This window comes from Nocardioides currus (assembly GCF_003057875.1).
GTDB classification, from domain to species: Bacteria; Actinomycetota; Actinomycetes; order Propionibacteriales; family Nocardioidaceae; genus Nocardioides; species Nocardioides currus.
Genome location: NZ_PYXZ01000010.1, coordinates 80,246 through 96,307, shown reverse-complemented (window position 1 = coordinate 96,307; position 16,062 = coordinate 80,246). Strand labels below are relative to the sequence as shown.

The window sequence follows — 16,062 nt, the reverse complement described above, 5'->3', positions numbered from 1 at the left end:
GACGGGAGGCGACCTCCATGGACTTCGATCAAACTCTCGGTCAGGCCCTCGCTGTGGGCGGTCGCCAACTGGCAGGCCGGATCCTCGACGCCGCAAGCCGCGGCCAACACGACCAGGTCGCTCGCCTGATCGCACCGCTGGACGCTGACCAGCTGCGCTCGCTGGTCACGTTGCTGGCCGTCCAGGTCGACCAGACCATGCCCGAGGCGCCCACGACTGGCCCTGCCGCCGTGTGCAAGCTGGCGATCATCGCCGCGGCACCGATGTTCGACACCACACCCGAGGCGATCCGCAGCGCCGAGCGCAGCCGCCCCGTCAGCGACGCCCGGGCGGTCGCGATGACGGCCGCTCGCGAGACCGGCCTCTCCCTGCCGGCGATCGCCGAGCAGTTCGGCAAGGACCACGGCTCGGTCCTGCACGCCGTGCGCCGCACCGCTGAGCGCCCCCGCCTGGCCGCGGCCGCGGCCAAGGTCAGCGAGCACGTCAACAGCCGCTATGCAGCGGCGCTACCCCGAGGAGGCGAGGACACGAACCTGGTCCCGCTCCTTCAAGGCCCCCCGGCCTCGACCTTCGATCCCCACGGACCAGTCGAGCACGCCGTCGTCGCGGCCGCGAAGGCCTTCGACACCACCCCGGAGATCCTCCTGGGCGCCGACCGTACCCGCGCCGCCGCCGACGGCAGGGCGGTCGCGATGACCGCAGCTCGGATCCACGGCCACAGCCTTCCGACCATCGCCCGGCACTTCGAGCGGGACCACACCACGGTCTTGCACGCCACCCGTCGTATCGAGAAGACGCCTCCACTGCGTGAGCTCGCCGAGAAGATCGCCGCCGACCTCCCCCGCGAGGAAGCCGGCACGGGCACCTGGGGTCGCGTCGTCGACGTCGAGACCGCCGAGCGTCAAGAGATCTCCACCACCAGTCAGCCTGTGAGTCAGTCCGTGAGTCAGCCGGCCTCGGATCGTTCGGTCGGCCTGCGTGAACAGCAGCGCGCCGTACCGGTCGCCGCCGGCCGCAACCACTTCAGTGTGGCCCGATGAAGATCCTCATCGGCCTTCTGACCGCTGGGCTGGCCATAGTGGCCACCGCCGGCGGACTCACCCCGCTCCTCGACCCTCACCCAGGTCCATCCGCAGCAGCCGAGGGCAGAGCCACCCAGGTCCGCGTCACCGACGTCCTGGACGGTGACACCCTGCGCGTGGCCGACCTCGCCGGCAACGACCTCGGCCGAGTTCGCCTGCTCGGCATCGACGCACCCGAGATCGCCCACCCGCCGGCCGCTGCCGAGTGCTACGCCGACAGGGCCACCGCCGAGCTCGAGCAGCTGACGCCGATCGGCGCCACGTTCACGCTCACCACCGACACCGGCCAACCCAACCGGGACCGCTACGGCCGCATGCTGCGCTACGTCGACCGGGTCGACCAGCCCGGCGAGCCTGACCATGCCGGCGAGGTCGACGAGGCCAGTCCGGTCGACGTCGCCCGCGAACTCCTGGCCACCGGTGCCGCCCGCCGCTACGAGACCCGCCCAGCGCTGGCTCGCGAGTCGACCTACACGACGGCGACGACCGCGGCACGTAGCGCTTCACGTGGCCTATGGGGCCACTGCTGAGACCCGTGCAACGGGACCCGGAAAATAGGAGGACACGTGGCCATAGACGAGCAGCAAAACGACCGCGGCGCCAACCATCTGGCCGAACACTGGGCCGAGCAGCTCGCTGTGGCCGCCAAGACCCTCGCCCGCTGGTGCTACGAGCGCGGCGTCGACGATCGCGTCCTGCGGTGCGACACCACGGTGCTGTGGCGCGCGGTCGACCAGGCGATCGGCCGACCTACGACGCCGGCACACCTGGAGCGACCGCTGTGGGAACGAACAGCCGCCCTCCTGCGGCAACGTCGCGACTGGGACCGCGAACACCACGTCACCCCGCCACCAACCAGCCCGTGTCCTCCCTGCGCGGTCGCGCCCGAGCTGTGCCCCGTACACGCGCACCCACGGTGTCGAGCCTGCAGCGGCCGGCTGCACGCGACCGCGCTCGCCGAGGGCTTCGACACCCATCCGTGCTGCGACAGCGGGACCGCAACGGCACCGACCGATAGCGTCCACGACCTCCTGCAGGTCCTCGGCGCCATGCCGCTCGCCGGGGCCGGCTGAGAAACCCGCCGGGAAGATCGGCCGGGGTGATCGCTCCCGACCCCGACCCGCACATAGGGGTCTAGCAGGACCGGCGCATCCCGGTGCCGGTCGACAACCCCAGGGAGTCACCATGACCGACGCCGCCCGCGAGGAAGCCGCGCTCGAGGACGAGGCACTGCGCCGCGCCGAGGAGATCCGTGCCACCGAGGAGGCCGCAGCCCAGGCCGCAGCCGCCGACACCGGCTCCTCCCCCGACGCAGAGATCGCCCAGGTCCGCCGATCCGGCCGACAACACGACCACACCGACACCGCCGCCTACCAGCGGCCCCAGCTCGGCCGCCGCCGCGGCCCGCGACGCTAGGAGGAACCGCGATGGTCACCACCCTCACCCCGGCCCGTCACGCGACCGTCAGCACCTCCCCCGCTGACACGCCGACCGTCCGATGGGTCGACTGCTCCCACAAGCTCGGCACGCTGCCCTGCATGAACCACAAGCCGCACAAGGGCGACGGCCGGGGCTGCATCCACCACTCCACCTCCGGCTTCCGAGACGAGGAGTAGACGAACCCCATGACGCAGCGAATGACCCAGCGAATCGTGATCGTCGACGACCAGGGCCGACCGCTCAAGGCTCCCCGGCCCGCAGTGCAGCGGAACGCGACGCCGAGGGCGACTGGCTCGACCACATCGGCGAGGCCCACCCCGAAGTTTGGGACACAGCCCTCCCCGCACCCTCGGGCCACGAACCGCCCTGCCCTGAATGCCACCGGATCCAGCGGCTCGTCGACCAGGCCGCCACGTCGACGGCCACGACCCTGATGCCTCGACCACCGCAGACGATGACGCAGCCTCCGGAACCAGGACTGCCGTAGCCGCGGCCGCCGGAGCAGCCGGCATCATCGCCCTGCTCGGCGTAGTGCTCCGTGGCGACGTCGCCGCGCCTCCAGCTGACCTACGAGCCCCTGGCTCAGCTGCGCACCAGGTGCAGCCGCGGCCGCGACGGCGCATCAGGCACCGTCGCGAGCCGCTGCCGGCGCTCCAGCGACATCGGATGCCCGAACCGGGCCAACAGGCCCGCCAGCGCCGGGCCGAAGCCGAGGGTGAGCACCAGCTCGTCGGCGCTGAGCTCCGTGCGAGCCTCGATCGCGCGGCCGCACGCCGGGACCAGGTAGGTCAGCGCCATCACGCCTCCACCCAGCAGTCCGGCCGCGGCTCGCCCCTCAGCGACGGACTGGACCACACAGATCACGCCCATGACGCCCCGCAGCGTCCAGGCCAGCCGCATGAACGGCAGCCAGGCGAACGCTCGCCCGACGCCACGGAACAGGGACACCACCATCCGCCACGGCGTGGTCGACGCCAACACGGCGACCTCGAGCCGCGGGCGGATCACCTCGCGTCGCCCGACCGCGTGGACGATCACCGCGCTGACCTCCGCGTACGTCACCCCGCCGCGGTAGGTCGCCTCCACGAGCCCCGGCGTGATCACCACGGCCCGGCCGCCGATCGCCTCCGCGACCGGAGTCGTCGCCCGCTGCGCCCGCCGAACGAACAGCGCCTGGACCTCGACGCCGCGGCCGCCAAGATCCGCGAGCACCGGGCCCATCGCCTGCAGCTCGGCCGCCGACGCGGGCCGGGAGCCAGTCAGTGCGGCGATCGCCGGCTCCTCGAGGCGGCCCATCGCCAACACCGCCAGAACTCCCCCAGCCGCAACGAACGCCACCAGGCCCAACCCGGCAGGGGGGAGTGCGCACACCACCACGGTGAGGACGAAGCTCGCCAGCAGCGCCGGCCCCAAGGTGAACGCCCTGAGCCACGGCATCGGAACCCTCATCGCGAACCTCATCTCGACCTCTTCCGCTCGGCAAGTGCTAGTGCAAATCTCTCGATTTTTGTCTGAGTTGATCGCCCGAGCACCCCCAGATGACCTAGGCGACTGAGACCAGTTTCTCCCCAGCCGCCGACACCACCGGAGTTATCCACAGGACCAGCCCACGCCAACGCAGCCACCCGGTCCGCCACGGGTTCATGGACCCACGCCGACACCGGCCCCCGACGAAAGGACCCCCCGTGGACACGCTCGCCACCAGCAGCACCGATAGCAGCGGCGACACCCCGACCGACGACACCTGGGACAGGCTCGCCGCGGCTACGCAACTGCTCCACCGAGCCGCGGCCCAGGTCTGGGCGGACGCCGGCGAGGACCATGCCCTGCAGTCCTTCGGCTTCGGCGTCTTCCTCGCTCAGGCCGAGGCCAGCGCCCTCCTCCCCCGCGAACACCCCGTGCCTACCGCCGAGGACCTCGAGGACCTCGAGGAGCAGGGCGCGCTGCAGCTGCTCGCTGCGGCCGAGGAGCTCACCCGTCCCCTGCCGGCGCAGCGGCCCGACCTGATCAACAGGTCCCCGCTGGTCCTCGACCTGTGCGACCTCATCAGGGAAGCGCGCGAGCTTGGCTACTGACCAGCACACCAGGCATGACCCCGGCCGTGATGCCGGGCTTGATGTCGGCCTACGGGCGGGCTGGCCCGCCGGCGGCTGCCTCAGCTACGCCGACGTCGACGACGCGCTCTTCGACACCACACAGATCCCGCTGACCACCCGCGACATCCGCTCCGTCGGCGAGCTGCTCAACGACGTCGACCAGACCGCGCGCCATCTCCTCATGGACATCACTGGCGACGACGCTGCCAGGGTCCTCAACGCCTGGCCTGCTCTCGTCGCGGCCGCAAACGACCTCTGGGACAGCCTCCCCGGCCAGCACGACATCGCCAGCCACCCCGAGCGCGACCAACCCATCACCCGGCTGGACTCGGCCGCAGCTGCGATGGGCCGCAGCCTGCCCACCGCCACCTGGCCACCCGCGACCCGACCCGACCGCCGCCTCAGCCAGATGACCCGCACCATCGGCCAGGCCGCCGATCTCGTGCACCGCTACGGCTCTGACATCCCGCTCCACAACGTCACGACCCAGCGCGACCTCCAGGCCACCCGGGCACGGATCATGCACTCTCTCTACCTCACGGCCCACGCCGTCGGCGTCGCCCTGCAGCAACACACCAAGGACCGCTACGGCGACGCGCGCAACAGCGAGCAGCCCCACGGTCTCAACGCCGAGTACTACCCGCGCGCCAAGCCCCCCACCACCGAGTGGATCCGCCGCATGGCCGTCGCCGAGACCACCGCCAGCCGCTACCTCGACGGCCGCTTCACCCAGGCGCTCGCCGGCGAAGCAGTCCAGCCCCTCGGTGACGAAGCCCGTCTCGGCCGAGCCCTCGCCGGCTGGGACATCCAGGCCCACCGCACGCTGGCCACCGACGACTGGGCCACCAACATGCTCCTTATCACCCGCACCCAAGGACTCATAGCCGGCGCCGCCGGTGTCCTCCTCGACGCCGCCCAGCTCGCCGGACACCTCGACCCCAGCAGCCGCCTCGCCCCCGCCATCGCGCGAGCCGGTCAGTCCTGGAGCAACCTCGCCAGCCGATGGGGCGACCTGACTCAGCCAGACGCCCGCTACGACCCCAACCTCCTTCGCGCTGCCGGCGAGGTACGCGCCGCACTACGCGAGCTCACCCACAACCCCACCGGACTGGACCCCGCCCACGCGATCGCCACCCGCCCCGGCCTCGCCCGCGGCACCCGCGACGTACTCACTGCCCTCGAGACCAGCTCAGAGCTCGCCTACGTCGTCGCCGAGAAAGCCAACACCACCGGCCTGCGAGGACCGGCCCGGGCGCTGTCCATCCGCGCCCATAACGACATCGAAGCCGGCCTAGCCAGATCGCCAACGGAGGGCGACGTCGTCTGGATCTCCCCCGCCGACATTCTCGCCAAGAGAACCGTCACCGTACCCACCCCAGTCCACGAGGCATTGCGAGGGGCCAGCGCTACCTTGGTCGACGCCTGCAGCCGCGCAGCGGCCGTCTCAACGCCCTTCGCGCTAGCGGAGCCATCGTCGTTTCCCGATGCGGGTTCACAGCCTCCCGGACATGAGTCCTCTCTGGCCTGTAGGGCTCCGCATCACAACGTGCCGACTCCTTCACATGCCCGGATCACTTCCGAGGACCACCGCCGAGCCGGCCCCGCCTTCGGCGGCCGCTGACATACCAAACGGCAGGCGACCTGCCCGTACCTGGCAAGTCGCGGAAGGCCCCGGGCGTCATCAAGGTGCCTTTCAATGACTGACGCCTATACCGCGAGTTCCTGGTTCTCGCGCGATGCCTGCAGCCGCAGCGGCCCCCTGCTCGTGAGATAGACCGCCGCGAACTGATCGCAGCGGAACCTTCAACGCCCATAGGTGACTAGAGCATGCACTTGTCACCTCGGGAGCAGCGCACATGGAACAACTACTTGACAGCAGCAACGGCGTCACCGATCAGTCGGGGCATCAGCGGACACTGCGCCAGATGGCCGACGCCTACTCACAACGGGCTCGTGAAGCGCGACTCCGGCAGGGCAAGCCACCAGTGATTGCAGCTGGCAACGTACTCCACCGCATTGCGGAGATCATGGCCGCCGACAGGCCAGCAACTCGGCCGGAGGATCGGCCTGCTGCTTAGGCGCGCCAGACCGGGTCACCGATTCGTGAGTCATCGAATCGGTTGTTCGACTTACCTCGCGGTGCGATCTCGATGCTCTCGATCAGCGTCCGCACGATCTCCCGCCGCTGCCGCATAGGGGCGGTAGTCCACCACGTCTCGATGTCGGCACGTTTCCTTGGAACGTCCGACAGGACGGTTTCCAAGCTCGGTGCCCACTGTCCAAGCTTCCGCTCAGCGTCTCGCTGACGAATCGCCCAGCCCTCTCGCAGAACATCCCACTCATCTTGATGGAGCCGTCCGGCCGCGAACTCGCTCCCGTAGTGCTTTCGTAGGCGAGCGATCTCGGCGATCTCACTCTCAGCGGCGACAGCCCCCGCGCCGCTGCGACGCCTAATGGCGCTCGACCGCACCTTGGCCTCCGCGACCACGTCGACGACCGCCATAGACACGATGGCATCTGTCTGGGGCCCTGCGATTGTCAATCCGCCGCACGTGTGCGGTCTTCCCGGCTGCTTGGAGCATGCGTACCGGTAGCCACCGTTGCTGGTTGGCGATCCAGCCATACTTGAGCCGCACTTCCCGCATTTCAGGATCGCGGCGAGCAGGTACTTGGGGTCACGTCCTCTTCTCGACGAAGGCCGGTCGGTGATCCGTCGAATGCTCTCAGTCACTTCTTTCGAGAGGATTGGTGCCCAATCCCCAGGCGACACAAGTTCGCCGTAGCCGCCACGCTGCCCTGGGCTGAACTCCCGCCACCCACAAAGCGATCCACGTCGAACCATCGCCCGAACGTTCGCCGCACGCCAGAACGAACGGTCTGCCGAGATTCCGGCTGCTCCGAGCAAGCGCGCAACGGTCGAGTCGTCTACCCCATGGTCCCCAGACATCACGTGTTCAGCCCATGGCTGATCACGCACCCAAGATGCTGTGCACAGAGCCGGCGTACCACCCGCCCGCCGAAGCAGCCGCGCGAACACCGCCGCCGTGACTACGGCGTCTCGACGCGCAGCCTCGATAACTTCGACCACCTCGGGGCGGTCACGGCGCCCAACCGCTCGTTCCACGCGCCTCGCGTCCCATCGTCCGCTTCCAGGAGTGGCAACACCCCGATCATTGAGATCGGCTGCGATTGAGTACAACGTTTCTCCGTCAAGAACCCGCTGTGCGACCTCCCGCACCACTTCGGCTTCCGCCGCGATGATGCGCTGGTCCTCGTCGTATCCGTAGCCAAGCGGACCGTGGGCCCGACCCGCTTGCGCAGCCTGGGCCCGCTGGGCCGAGAGTCGCGCCGACTTCACATCCCCTTCATTGGCAGCGACTGCCGCCAGTATTCGAGCAAGTAGCCGCCCAGAGGGCGTCATCAAGTCGATCTCACCGGCTTGGAGAAACACCACCGGCACCGCGGACTTCTGCGACTCGATTGCATCCAGCACGCGTTCAAGGTCGACGACTCGACGCAGCACCCGGTCTAGGTGCCACGCGACGATCCCGTCGACGTAACCCGCTTCGACATCCTGCAGCAACTGTTCGAAGCTCGGTCGCCTCTTGCCCGATCGCGCAGAAACGTCGTTGTCGGAGTAGATCTTCGGTTCAGGCCAGCCGAGAGACCGGCAGCGCTCGCGGCACTCCGCTATCTGCCGCTGAACGCCGAGCGCCTGCCCAGTGCGGTCGAGACTGATCCGTGCGTAGATTGCGGGCGCTTGAGGGATTCGCAGTTGAGGCGCCATGCACCCCAACGTTAGCAGTGGTTTTCAACATTGCGGTCTTGACGGCCGAGAAACCGCGGCTGATCCCCTCGAGCACGACGTGGAGCCGGTGCCCCTCGGGGAGCATGGCGTCCACGAACGGCTGCGAGATGTCGATGCGGCGCCCGCTCGACTTGAGCATGCGCTCGATCAGCTCGTGGACCTGGGCGGTGGAGAGCATCAGGTTGGTCTGCTCGTGCCGGCCTCGTCGCGCGATGAAGACCCGGCTGGGGTCGTTGATCCAGATCTCCTCGACCTCGGGGTCGTCGAGGAACGGCTGGAGGGGCCCGAAGCCGGACACGCGGGCGATCAGCTCTCCCACGACGGCACCCGGGTCGGCGACCGGGGTCACGGCCCCGGTCAGGCTCCGCTCGTCATGGCGGCGTACGACGTCCTCGGCGATCCGGCGCACGAGCGACGCGTCGCGCTGCGGGTCGACGCCCTCGAGCCGCACCTGCTCGCGCACGCGAGCGTCGAGCTGCTCGACGAGGTCGGCATGCGTGTCCGGACGCGTCAGCGTCATGTGTAGTCCCCTGTCCCGAGATGGTGCTACGCGCAGCACGCTAGACGAGCGGCTGCCCGGGCGGAATAGGCGAGATCGGGGTTGTGGACAACCTTTGCCGAGGGACGCTGCGGCTCAGCCCAGCGAGGACACCGAGTGCCACGCCGAGCGCGCGCCGTCGGCGACGGCGTCGTAGGCGTAGCCGGCGTAGGGGATGTCGACGACCGCCCGCGCCTGCATCGGGGCGTCGCTAGGCACCGCGACCAGATCCTCGCCCTCACTCACCCAGATCACGCCGGCCTCGTCGATCGCGGCGATCTGGCGGGCGAGCCGCCGGTCGTCGTACGGCGAGGAGGCACCGAACGTGATGATGTCGCCCACCTTCAGGTCGGCGACCGGCCGCTGCCGGGCGAAGACGACTGAGCCACGCTCCACCGTCCCGCTCAGCGAGTCGTCGGAGACGGTGGTGCGGGACAGGCCGGCCGCGGTCGGCAGCGCGAACGCGAGGACCACCACGACGACGGCCCCGACGAGCGTGCGGCGGACGACCCGCAGGGCAGGGGCCCGATGAGGACACGGGACGAGTTCCAAGGGCATCGCAGGCCTCCGAGTCGGCTCGACACTCCCCGAGCGAGAGCGAGGCACCGATGAAAACTACCGAGGAGTAGGGAACGCCCCGGTCACCTTCACCCCACCAACGAGCCACAGTCCCGAAGGTCACTCAACGGCGTGGCAACAAGATCTCGAGGTCCCCCGACGCCTGGTCCCGCGAGCACCGTCCGCCGAGCACCTCGGCGATCGTCGCCGCACCCTGGTCGGCCGGGTCCGTGAGGTCGGGGCCGCTGCTGACGGTCACCTTGACGTGCTCCTCGCGCCCGACGAAGCGGAGCGTGACCGGCCCGCTGCCGTGGTCGGCCACGTCCCGCAGCACGCTGTCGAGCAGCTGCTCCACGGGACCGGGTGTCAGCGTGACGTCGGGGCCGCTGTCGACGTACGCCTTGACCGCCCGCGAGTCGGGGAGCCGGTCGCGCCAGCGCTGGGCGACCCCGGAGCCGAGCTCGAGCAGGCTCACCTCGGCGCCGGCCACCAGCGTCCGGGCGCGTGCGAAGTCGAGGAGCTCGGTCACGGTGGACTCCAGGCGCCCGGCGTGGGCGACGGCCCGGTCGACCAAGCCGTGCGCCTCGGCGCCGAGCTCGGGGCGCTGGGCGAGCTCCTCGAGCTCGAGACGCATGCCGGTGAGCGGGGTGCGCAGGACGTGGGAGGCGTGGTGGAAGAACTCCCGGTCGCGGCGCAGGGAGTCCTGGAGCTGGGCGGCGCTCTTCTCGAGCGACGTCGAGATCGAGACGACCTCGGGGATCCGCGACCTCGACGGCTCGATGTCGAAGCGCCCGCGGCCGAGGGCGGCGGCCGACTCTGCCAGGCGGTCGAACGGGCGCGCGAGGAGCGAGGCGACGACGAAGCCGACCGCGCCGGCGACGAGCACCAGCACGACCAGCAGCGCGAACAGGGGGTTCAGGGCGCGTCGCCGCGCCTCCTCCAGGACGCTCGCGTCCTGGGTGATGGTGACCCGCGTGGACCCGTCCGTCTCCTGCACCCGGAGCTGGTCGTCGTCGGGGTCGGCGTCGAATTCGGGGTCGGCGACCGTGACGTCGGGGCGGTCGCCGACCGTGACCGTCAGCTCCGTCTCGTCGGGCACGAACCGGTCGAGGTCGACGACGTCGGTCTCCTCGCCGCGCAGGTGCTGCTCCTCCACCGTCGCGGCCACGAACCGGGCGGCCTGGGTGAGGACGGTCGTCTGGTGGTTGCGCTCGGCGTCGGCGAGCGCCTGGGCGCGGATGAACCCTCCGAGGGAGGTCATCACGAGGACGAAGCAGGCGAAGGCCAGGGCCAGCCTCGCCCTCACCTCACTGGCCGCTCTCGAGCCGGAACCCGACCCCGCGCACGGCGACGACGCGATCGGTGGCTCCAGCCTCCTCCAGCTTGTTGCGCAGACGCCCGATGGTCACGTCGAGGGTCTTGGTGGACCCGAACCAGTTCTCGTCCCACACCTCGCTCATCAGCTGCTCGCGCGAGACGACCTTGTCGCGGTGGGCGGCGAGCAGGGCGAGCACGTCGAACTCCTTGGCCGTCAGCGCGACCTCGGTCTCGTCGCTGATGACGCGGCGGGCGTCGACGTCGATCCGCAGCCCGGTGGTGGTGTCGGTGGCGGTGGAGCCGTCGCCGCGGCCGTTCTGGCTGCGACGCAGCAGGGCTCGGACGCGGGCCTGCAGCTCGGCGAGGCCGAAGGGCTTGGAGAGGTAGTCGTCGGCGCCGAAGTCGAGGCCCACCACGCGGTCGAGCTCGCCGGCGCGGGCGGTGACGATCATGATGCCGCCCTCGAAGCCGCCGTCGCGGGCCGCGCGGCACACGTCGAGACCGTCCATGTCGGGCAGGCCGAGGTCGAGGATCAAGATGTCGGGCGACTCGAGGAGGAGGTGCTCGAGCGCCTTGCGGCCGGAATCGATCCACGTCACCTCGTAGCCCTCACGCTCGAGCGTGCGGACCAGGGGGAACGCGATGTCTTCTTCGTCCTCGACGACCAGAACGTGGGCCATGGGCCCGAGCATAGGCGGGTGATCGCCGTCACGCAGACCGAACGACCGATCGCCGCTCCTTTCGCTCACGCGTCGAACAGGTCTCCGTGGTCCTGGACCCGCTCGAGGACCTCCTCGAACCGGAACTGCTCGAGCCCCAGCGGGTCCTCCGCGCCCGCCTCGACCTCGTCCCAGGTCACCGGCGTCGCGACGGTGGGGCGGTCGCGTCCACGCAGGGAGTACGGCGAGATGGTGGTCTTCGACCCGGAGTTCTGCGACCAGTCGAGGAACACCTTCCCGGGGCGCTTCGCCTTGGTCATGGTGGCCGTGACCATCCCCGGGTCGGACTTCTGGAGCTCCTCGGCCACCTCCTTGGCGAGCGCCGTGGTGCCGTCGCTGTCGCGGTGACGGGACACCGCGGCGTACAGGTGGAGGCCCTTGCTGCCGCTGGTGACGGCCGTGCAGGTCAGGTCGCGCTCGGCGAGGGCGTCGCGGACCTTGAGGGCGACCTGGCAGCACTCGTGCAGGCCGGCCGGCTCCCCCGGGTCGAGGTCGATGACGAGCCGGTCGGGCTTGCGGGGCTTGCCCGCCTTGGTGACCTGCCACTGGTGGACGTGCAGCTCGAGGGCGGCGAGGTTGACCAGCCAGGTCAGGGTCGCGAGGTCGTCGCAGATCGGGAAGGTGAGGGTGTCGCCGTCGGACCCTGCCCCACTTCTCGAGGCCCGGCTGCCGGTGGTGGGGACCGTCGCCGTACGCACCCAGGACGGTGTGCCCGCGGGCGTGTTCTTCTCGAAGAAGCTCCCTGCCTGCACGCCGTGCGGCCAGCGGATGCGCGTGACGGCGCGGTCGCGCAGGTGCGGCAGCAGGACGCCGGAGACGCTGGCGTAGTAGTTGAGGACCTCGCCCTTGGTGGTGCCCGTGCGGGGGTAGAGCACCTTGTCGAGGTTGCTGATCTTGAGAGTGCGGCCCTCGACGTCGACCTGGATCTCGTTGGTGGGCATCTAGCGTCCGATCGCGATCACGGGGGCGGCGGCGGGGTCGAGGCGGCGCACGAGCGCGCGGACGAACCGGCGCGGCGCCGACACGCAGCCCGCGGTGGCGCCGCGGCCGTTGACGTGCAGGAAGATCCCCGACCCGCGGTGGCGCACCTGCTCGAGGTTGAAGCCGGTGACGACGGCCCACTCGTAGGGGCGGCGGTAGTCGGTGAGCCGCTCGGAGGCGTTGGCGTCCCTCGCCGGGAGCCACCAGCGGAAGCCGCCGTCGGCGCGGTTGCGATAGCGGTTGTAGTGGGGCGACGCGTTGTCCTGGACCCAGTAGTCGCCGCGGCGGATGCGTCGGTAGTCGAGGGCGCCCGCGTCTCGCGCGGGGTGGGTGCCGAAGACCGAGAGCAGGGCGTACGTCCCGAGCGGCGTGGTCCCGCTGCCCTGCACCCTCCGGTCCCCCGGAGTGAGCCCGCCGTAACCGGTGCGGCCGCCGGCGGTGCGCATCCGCGCGACCCACTCCCCCGCCACGAGGCGCCAGTAGGTGACCCGGGCTCGGTGGCCGGTCATGTGGTTGACCGTCACGACCTGGGTCGTGGTCGGACCAGCGAGGACCCGCACGCCGTCGAGGACGAGCGTGGCCTCGGCGACGGCCGGGGCGGGGACCAGCGGCAGCGCGAGCGCGAGCGCCGCGGCGGCTGCCCTCCTCACAGGTCCTCCGGGCCGATGTCGGAGCGGACGCCGCGGTAGGACGGCTGGCGCAGCCTCTTCACCGGGCTGCGGCTGAGCGTGTCGACGTCGACGACGACACGCGGCTCGACCCAGTGGGTGCCGGACGCGTCGACGGCCGGCACCTCGTCGGCGAAGGGCGAGGCGTCCACCTCGAGCGGCTTGACCAGCTCGGAGAGCAGCCGGGTCGCGGCGCCGCCGATGCCGCTGCCGACGCGGCCGCGATACATCAGCCCGTCCGGGGTCGGCTCCCCCACGAGCAGCGACGCGAGCCGGTCGGTGGTGCCCTCCTGCGGGCGCCACCCGGCGACGACGAACGAGTAACGGTGCCGGTGGGCGAGCTTCACCCAGGCCGGGCTGCGCGCGTCGAAGGTGTAGCGCGAGGAGCGACGCTTGCTGACGATGCCCTCGAGCCCCTGCTGCAGGGTCGCGTCGCGCAGCATCGCCCCGTCGTCGTACGCCGCGGGCACCTGCCACGAGCCGTCGAGCCCGAGCCCCTCCAGCCGCTCGCGGCGCTCGGTCCACGGCAGGCCGGTCAGGTCCTCGCCGTCGAGGCGCATCAGGTCGAAGACCATGTACGTCGCGGGGACCCGCTCCGCCAGCCGGGCCGCGGTCTGGGCCGAGCGCACGTGCATCCGCTCCTGGAGCACGCCGAAGTCGGGCAGGCCCTCGTCGTTGAGGCCGATGACCTCGCCGTCGACGAGGACGTCGCGATCGCCCAGCGGGCTGGTGTGGATCTCGGGCCAGGCGAGCGACGCGTCGTTGCCGTTGCGGGTGAACAGGCGCGCCCGGCCGTCCCGGCCGGCGACCACGTCCGCGAGGATGCGCACGCCGTCCCACTTCACCTCGTGGGACCACTCGGGGCCGCTCGGGACGTGGGTGCCCTTGGTGGCGAGCATCGGACGCATGGGGCGAGTCTGTCAGCCGGCGCCGACGCGTGGGCCTCGTCCGGGGTCGGTGGTTGGGGATACGGTCTGTCCATGCGCGCCATCTGGAAGGGCTCCGTCTCGTTCGGGCTCGTCAACGTGCCGGTCAAGCTCTACTCCGCGACCGAGTCGCACGACGTGTCGTTCCGCCAGGTCCACGCCAAGGACGGCGGCCGGATCAAGTACCAGCGCGTGTGCAGCATCGACGGCGAGGAGGTGCCCTACTCCGACATCGCCAAGGGCTACGAGACCGAGGACGGCGAGATGGTCATCCTCAGCGACGACGACATGGAGGGCCTGCCCTCGACGTCGTCGCGCGAGATCGCGGTCGAGAAGTTCGTCCCGAGCGACCAGATCGACCCGATGCTCTTCGAGAAGTCCTACTACCTCGAGCCGGAGAAGTCGGGCGCCAAGCCCTACGCGCTGCTGCGCCAGGCCCTGCAGGACGCCGACCGGATGGCGGTGGTGACCGTCGCGCTGCGCCAGCGCACCTCCGTCGCGGTGCTGCGCGTGCGCGAGATGGACGCCGGCGACGTGATCGTGCTCCAGACGATGATGTGGCCCGACGAGGTCCGCCAGCCCGACTTCTCGATCGAGGCCGGCGACGTGAAGGCCTCCGAGGTCAAGATGGCCAACATGCTGGTCGAGACGCTGGCCGGCGACTTCGACCCGGCCGAGTTCGAGGACGACTACGCCGGGGCCGTCGAGGCGCTGGTGAAGACGAAGATCGAGGGCGGCGAGGTCAAGAAGACCGCCACCTCCACCAAGTCCTCGGGCGAGGTCGTCGACCTGCTCGCCGCGCTCCAGAAGTCGGTGGCCGCGGCCAAGACGGCCCGGGGCGAGGAGACGTCCGCGACGGACGACGACGCCGACTCCGACGACGACGCGAAGCCGGCCGCGAAGAAGACCACCAAGAAGGCGCCGGCGAAGAAGACCGCGGCGAAGAAGTCGGCGGCCAAGAAGACCGCCAAGAAGGCGCCCGCGAAGAAGGCCGCGGCCAAGAAGGCCAGCTAGCCCCTCACGGCCGGCTCCCGCGCCTCTCCCCGCGCGGCCGCCGAGTCCGGCGAGCGCCGCGACAGCTCCGCGAACACGAGGTCGGACAGGCGCGGCGCGACCACGTTGAAGACCTCGGCGACCGAGCCGACCAGCCCGTCGACGGTGACCGGCCGGTCCTCGAGGGCGCGCACGATCCGCTCGGCGCAGTGCTCGGGGCTCTCGGCGCGACGACCGGCGTAGGCCTCGGTCGGGCCGATCATGTCGGTGGCGACGAGGGCGACGCGGACGTTGGTGCAGGTGACGTTGTCGAAGTACGCCTCGCGGCCCATGATCCGCCCGAAGACGTCGAGCGCGGACTTGGAGGCGATGTAGGCGGCGAACTTCGGCGCCTTGACCTGGTTGCCCCACGTCACGACGTTGACCACGTGCCCGAACCGTTGCGCGCGCATCGCCGGCAGCAGGCCCATCGTCAGCCGCACCGGGCCGAAGAAGTTGACCGCCATCATCCGCTCGAAGTCGTGGAAGCGGTCGTGGCTCAGCTCGAGCGAGCGCCGGATGGAGCGGCCGGCGTTGTTGACGAGGTAGTCCACGGCGCCGTGCCGGGCGAGCAGGTCGGCGACCATCGCGTCGACGGCCTCGCCGTCGGTCAGGTCCACGGCGTACGTCGAGGCGCGGGCGCCCCGCGCCTCGACCCCGGCCGCCACGCGGGCCAGCTCGTCGGCGCGCCGGGCCACGAGCACGACGTGGGCACCACGGTCGGCGGCGGCGTACGCCGTGTGCTCGCCGATGCCGGAGGAGGCCCCCGTGACGAGGACCGTCGCTCCCAGCAGCGGGCTCGGGGTGTCGGGACGCAGCGTGCGACGCAGGCGCGAGAGCACGGCGGCGGGGGTCTGGAGGAGCAGGGTCACCGCCGCAGGGTAACCAAGCGCAGGC

18 protein-coding genes are annotated in these 16,062 nt (G+C 70.7%); 8 read left to right on the top strand and 10 right to left on the bottom strand.

Annotated elements, in window-relative coordinates; all coding sequences use genetic code 11:
- The first annotated feature begins 17 nt into the window (after nucleotides 1-17).
- From C7S10_RS19030 to C7S10_RS19010, 5 genes are all read left to right on the top strand, one after another.
- Nucleotides 18-1,040 carry a helix-turn-helix domain-containing protein gene (locus tag C7S10_RS19030; RefSeq protein WP_108346036.1) on the top strand — a complete coding sequence of 341 codons (1,023 nt, stop codon included), beginning with the start codon at nucleotides 18-20 and terminating at the stop codon, nucleotides 1,038-1,040.
- Nucleotides 1,037-1,612, top strand: coding sequence for a thermonuclease family protein (locus C7S10_RS19025; protein ID WP_108346035.1), 576 nt, complete (start codon nucleotides 1,037-1,039; stop codon nucleotides 1,610-1,612). The genes C7S10_RS19030 and C7S10_RS19025 overlap by 4 nt, the downstream gene beginning before the upstream one ends.
- A gap of 36 nt (nucleotides 1,613-1,648) precedes the next feature.
- Nucleotides 1,649-2,155, top strand: coding sequence for a hypothetical protein (locus tag C7S10_RS19020; protein ID WP_108346034.1), 507 nt, complete (start codon nucleotides 1,649-1,651; stop codon nucleotides 2,153-2,155).
- A gap of 112 nt (nucleotides 2,156-2,267) precedes the next feature.
- A complete protein-coding gene (locus C7S10_RS19015; RefSeq protein ID WP_108346033.1) occupies nucleotides 2,268-2,498 on the top strand; it encodes a hypothetical protein in 231 nt (76 codons plus the stop codon).
- Nucleotides 2,499-2,509: 11 nt separating this feature from the next.
- Nucleotides 2,510-2,698 (top strand): hypothetical protein, encoded by a 189-nt coding sequence (locus tag C7S10_RS19010; RefSeq protein WP_108346032.1) that lies wholly within the window; start codon nucleotides 2,510-2,512, stop codon nucleotides 2,696-2,698.
- 406 nt (nucleotides 2,699-3,104) lie between these two features.
- Here the strand turns inward: C7S10_RS19010 and C7S10_RS19005 are convergent, their stop codons facing one another.
- Complete coding sequence (locus tag C7S10_RS19005; RefSeq protein WP_133176560.1) at nucleotides 3,105-3,959, bottom strand: hypothetical protein; 855 nt, start codon at nucleotides 3,957-3,959, stop codon at nucleotides 3,105-3,107.
- Nucleotides 3,960-4,207: 248 nt separating this feature from the next.
- Here C7S10_RS19005 and C7S10_RS19000 point away from each other — a divergent pair, with 248 nt between their 5' ends.
- On the top strand, nucleotides 4,208-4,597 hold the full coding sequence (locus C7S10_RS19000) for a hypothetical protein (RefSeq protein WP_108346030.1): 390 nt from the start codon (nucleotides 4,208-4,210) through the stop codon (nucleotides 4,595-4,597).
- Nucleotides 4,587-6,239 (top strand): hypothetical protein, encoded by a 1,653-nt coding sequence (locus C7S10_RS22360; protein ID WP_165807227.1) that lies wholly within the window; start codon nucleotides 4,587-4,589, stop codon nucleotides 6,237-6,239. Before C7S10_RS19000 ends, C7S10_RS22360 begins: the two co-directional genes overlap by 11 nt.
- Before the next feature lie 453 nt (nucleotides 6,240-6,692).
- Here the strand turns inward: C7S10_RS22360 and C7S10_RS18985 are convergent, their stop codons facing one another.
- From C7S10_RS18985 to ligD (C7S10_RS18950), 8 genes are all read right to left on the bottom strand, one after another.
- Complete coding sequence (locus tag C7S10_RS18985) at nucleotides 6,693-8,312, bottom strand: recombinase family protein (protein ID WP_243395486.1); 1,620 nt, start codon at nucleotides 8,310-8,312, stop codon at nucleotides 6,693-6,695.
- Nucleotides 8,269-8,946 (bottom strand): ATPase, T2SS/T4P/T4SS family, encoded by a 678-nt coding sequence (locus tag C7S10_RS18980; RefSeq protein ID WP_243395473.1) that lies wholly within the window; start codon nucleotides 8,944-8,946, stop codon nucleotides 8,269-8,271. Before C7S10_RS18980 ends, C7S10_RS18985 begins: the two co-directional genes overlap by 44 nt.
- A 114-nt stretch (nucleotides 8,947-9,060) precedes the next feature.
- Nucleotides 9,061-9,522 carry a hypothetical protein gene (locus C7S10_RS18975; protein ID WP_133176559.1) on the bottom strand — a complete coding sequence of 154 codons (462 nt, stop codon included), beginning with the start codon at nucleotides 9,520-9,522 and terminating at the stop codon, nucleotides 9,061-9,063.
- A 124-nt stretch (nucleotides 9,523-9,646) separates the two neighbouring features.
- On the bottom strand, nucleotides 9,647-10,828 hold the full coding sequence (locus C7S10_RS18970; protein WP_108346026.1) for a sensor histidine kinase: 1,182 nt from the start codon (nucleotides 10,826-10,828) through the stop codon (nucleotides 9,647-9,649).
- Nucleotide 10,829: 1 nt separating this feature from the next.
- Entirely contained in the window at nucleotides 10,830-11,519 is a 690-nt protein-coding gene (locus tag C7S10_RS18965; RefSeq protein ID WP_108346119.1) for a response regulator transcription factor, read from the bottom strand.
- A gap of 65 nt (nucleotides 11,520-11,584) precedes the next feature.
- Nucleotides 11,585-12,499 carry a non-homologous end-joining DNA ligase gene (ligD, locus tag C7S10_RS18960; RefSeq protein WP_108346025.1) on the bottom strand — a complete coding sequence of 305 codons (915 nt, stop codon included), beginning with the start codon at nucleotides 12,497-12,499 and terminating at the stop codon, nucleotides 11,585-11,587.
- Nucleotides 12,500-13,189, bottom strand: coding sequence for a L,D-transpeptidase family protein (locus C7S10_RS18955; RefSeq protein ID WP_108346024.1), 690 nt, complete (start codon nucleotides 13,187-13,189; stop codon nucleotides 12,500-12,502).
- Nucleotides 13,186-14,115: a non-homologous end-joining DNA ligase gene (gene ligD / locus C7S10_RS18950; protein ID WP_108346023.1), complete on the bottom strand. Its 930-nt coding sequence runs from the start codon at nucleotides 14,113-14,115 to the stop codon at nucleotides 13,186-13,188. Before ligD (C7S10_RS18950) ends, C7S10_RS18955 begins: the two co-directional genes overlap by 4 nt.
- Before the next feature lie 72 nt (nucleotides 14,116-14,187).
- Between ligD (C7S10_RS18950) and ku the strand changes: the two genes are divergently transcribed.
- Nucleotides 14,188-15,147 (top strand): non-homologous end joining protein Ku, encoded by a 960-nt coding sequence (gene ku, locus C7S10_RS18945; RefSeq protein ID WP_108346022.1) that lies wholly within the window; start codon nucleotides 14,188-14,190, stop codon nucleotides 15,145-15,147.
- Here ku and C7S10_RS18940 read toward each other — a convergent pair.
- The gene (locus C7S10_RS18940) at nucleotides 15,144-16,037 is read right to left on the bottom strand and encodes an SDR family NAD(P)-dependent oxidoreductase (protein ID WP_108346021.1); all 894 of its coding nucleotides are present in this window, start codon (nucleotides 16,035-16,037) and stop codon (nucleotides 15,144-15,146) included. The genes ku and C7S10_RS18940 overlap by 4 nt on opposite strands.
- Nucleotides 16,038-16,062 lie beyond the last annotated feature (25 nt).

Coding starts and splice junctions, on each gene's coding strand:
- ku (WP_108346022.1), top strand. CDS start 14,188: ATGCGCGCCATCTGGAAGGGCTCCGTCTCGTTCGGGCTCGTCAACGTG.
- ligD (WP_108346023.1), bottom strand. CDS start 14,115: ATGCGTCCGATGCTCGCCACCAAGGGCACCCACGTCCCGAGCGGCCCC.
- C7S10_RS19005 (WP_133176560.1), bottom strand. CDS start 3,959: ATGCCGTGGCTCAGGGCGTTCACCTTGGGGCCGGCGCTGCTGGCGAGC.
- C7S10_RS19015 (WP_108346033.1), top strand. CDS start 2,268: ATGACCGACGCCGCCCGCGAGGAAGCCGCGCTCGAGGACGAGGCACTG.
- C7S10_RS18965 (WP_108346119.1), bottom strand. CDS start 11,519: ATGGCCCACGTTCTGGTCGTCGAGGACGAAGAAGACATCGCGTTCCCC.
- C7S10_RS18980 (WP_243395473.1), bottom strand. CDS start 8,946: ATGACGCTGACGCGTCCGGACACGCATGCCGACCTCGTCGAGCAGCTC.
- C7S10_RS19025 (WP_108346035.1), top strand. CDS start 1,037: ATGAAGATCCTCATCGGCCTTCTGACCGCTGGGCTGGCCATAGTGGCC.
- C7S10_RS18975 (WP_133176559.1), bottom strand. CDS start 9,522: ATGCCCTTGGAACTCGTCCCGTGTCCTCATCGGGCCCCTGCCCTGCGG.
- C7S10_RS19010 (WP_108346032.1), top strand. CDS start 2,510: ATGGTCACCACCCTCACCCCGGCCCGTCACGCGACCGTCAGCACCTCC.
- C7S10_RS19030 (WP_108346036.1), top strand. CDS start 18: ATGGACTTCGATCAAACTCTCGGTCAGGCCCTCGCTGTGGGCGGTCGC.
- ligD (WP_108346025.1), bottom strand. CDS start 12,499: ATGCCCACCAACGAGATCCAGGTCGACGTCGAGGGCCGCACTCTCAAG.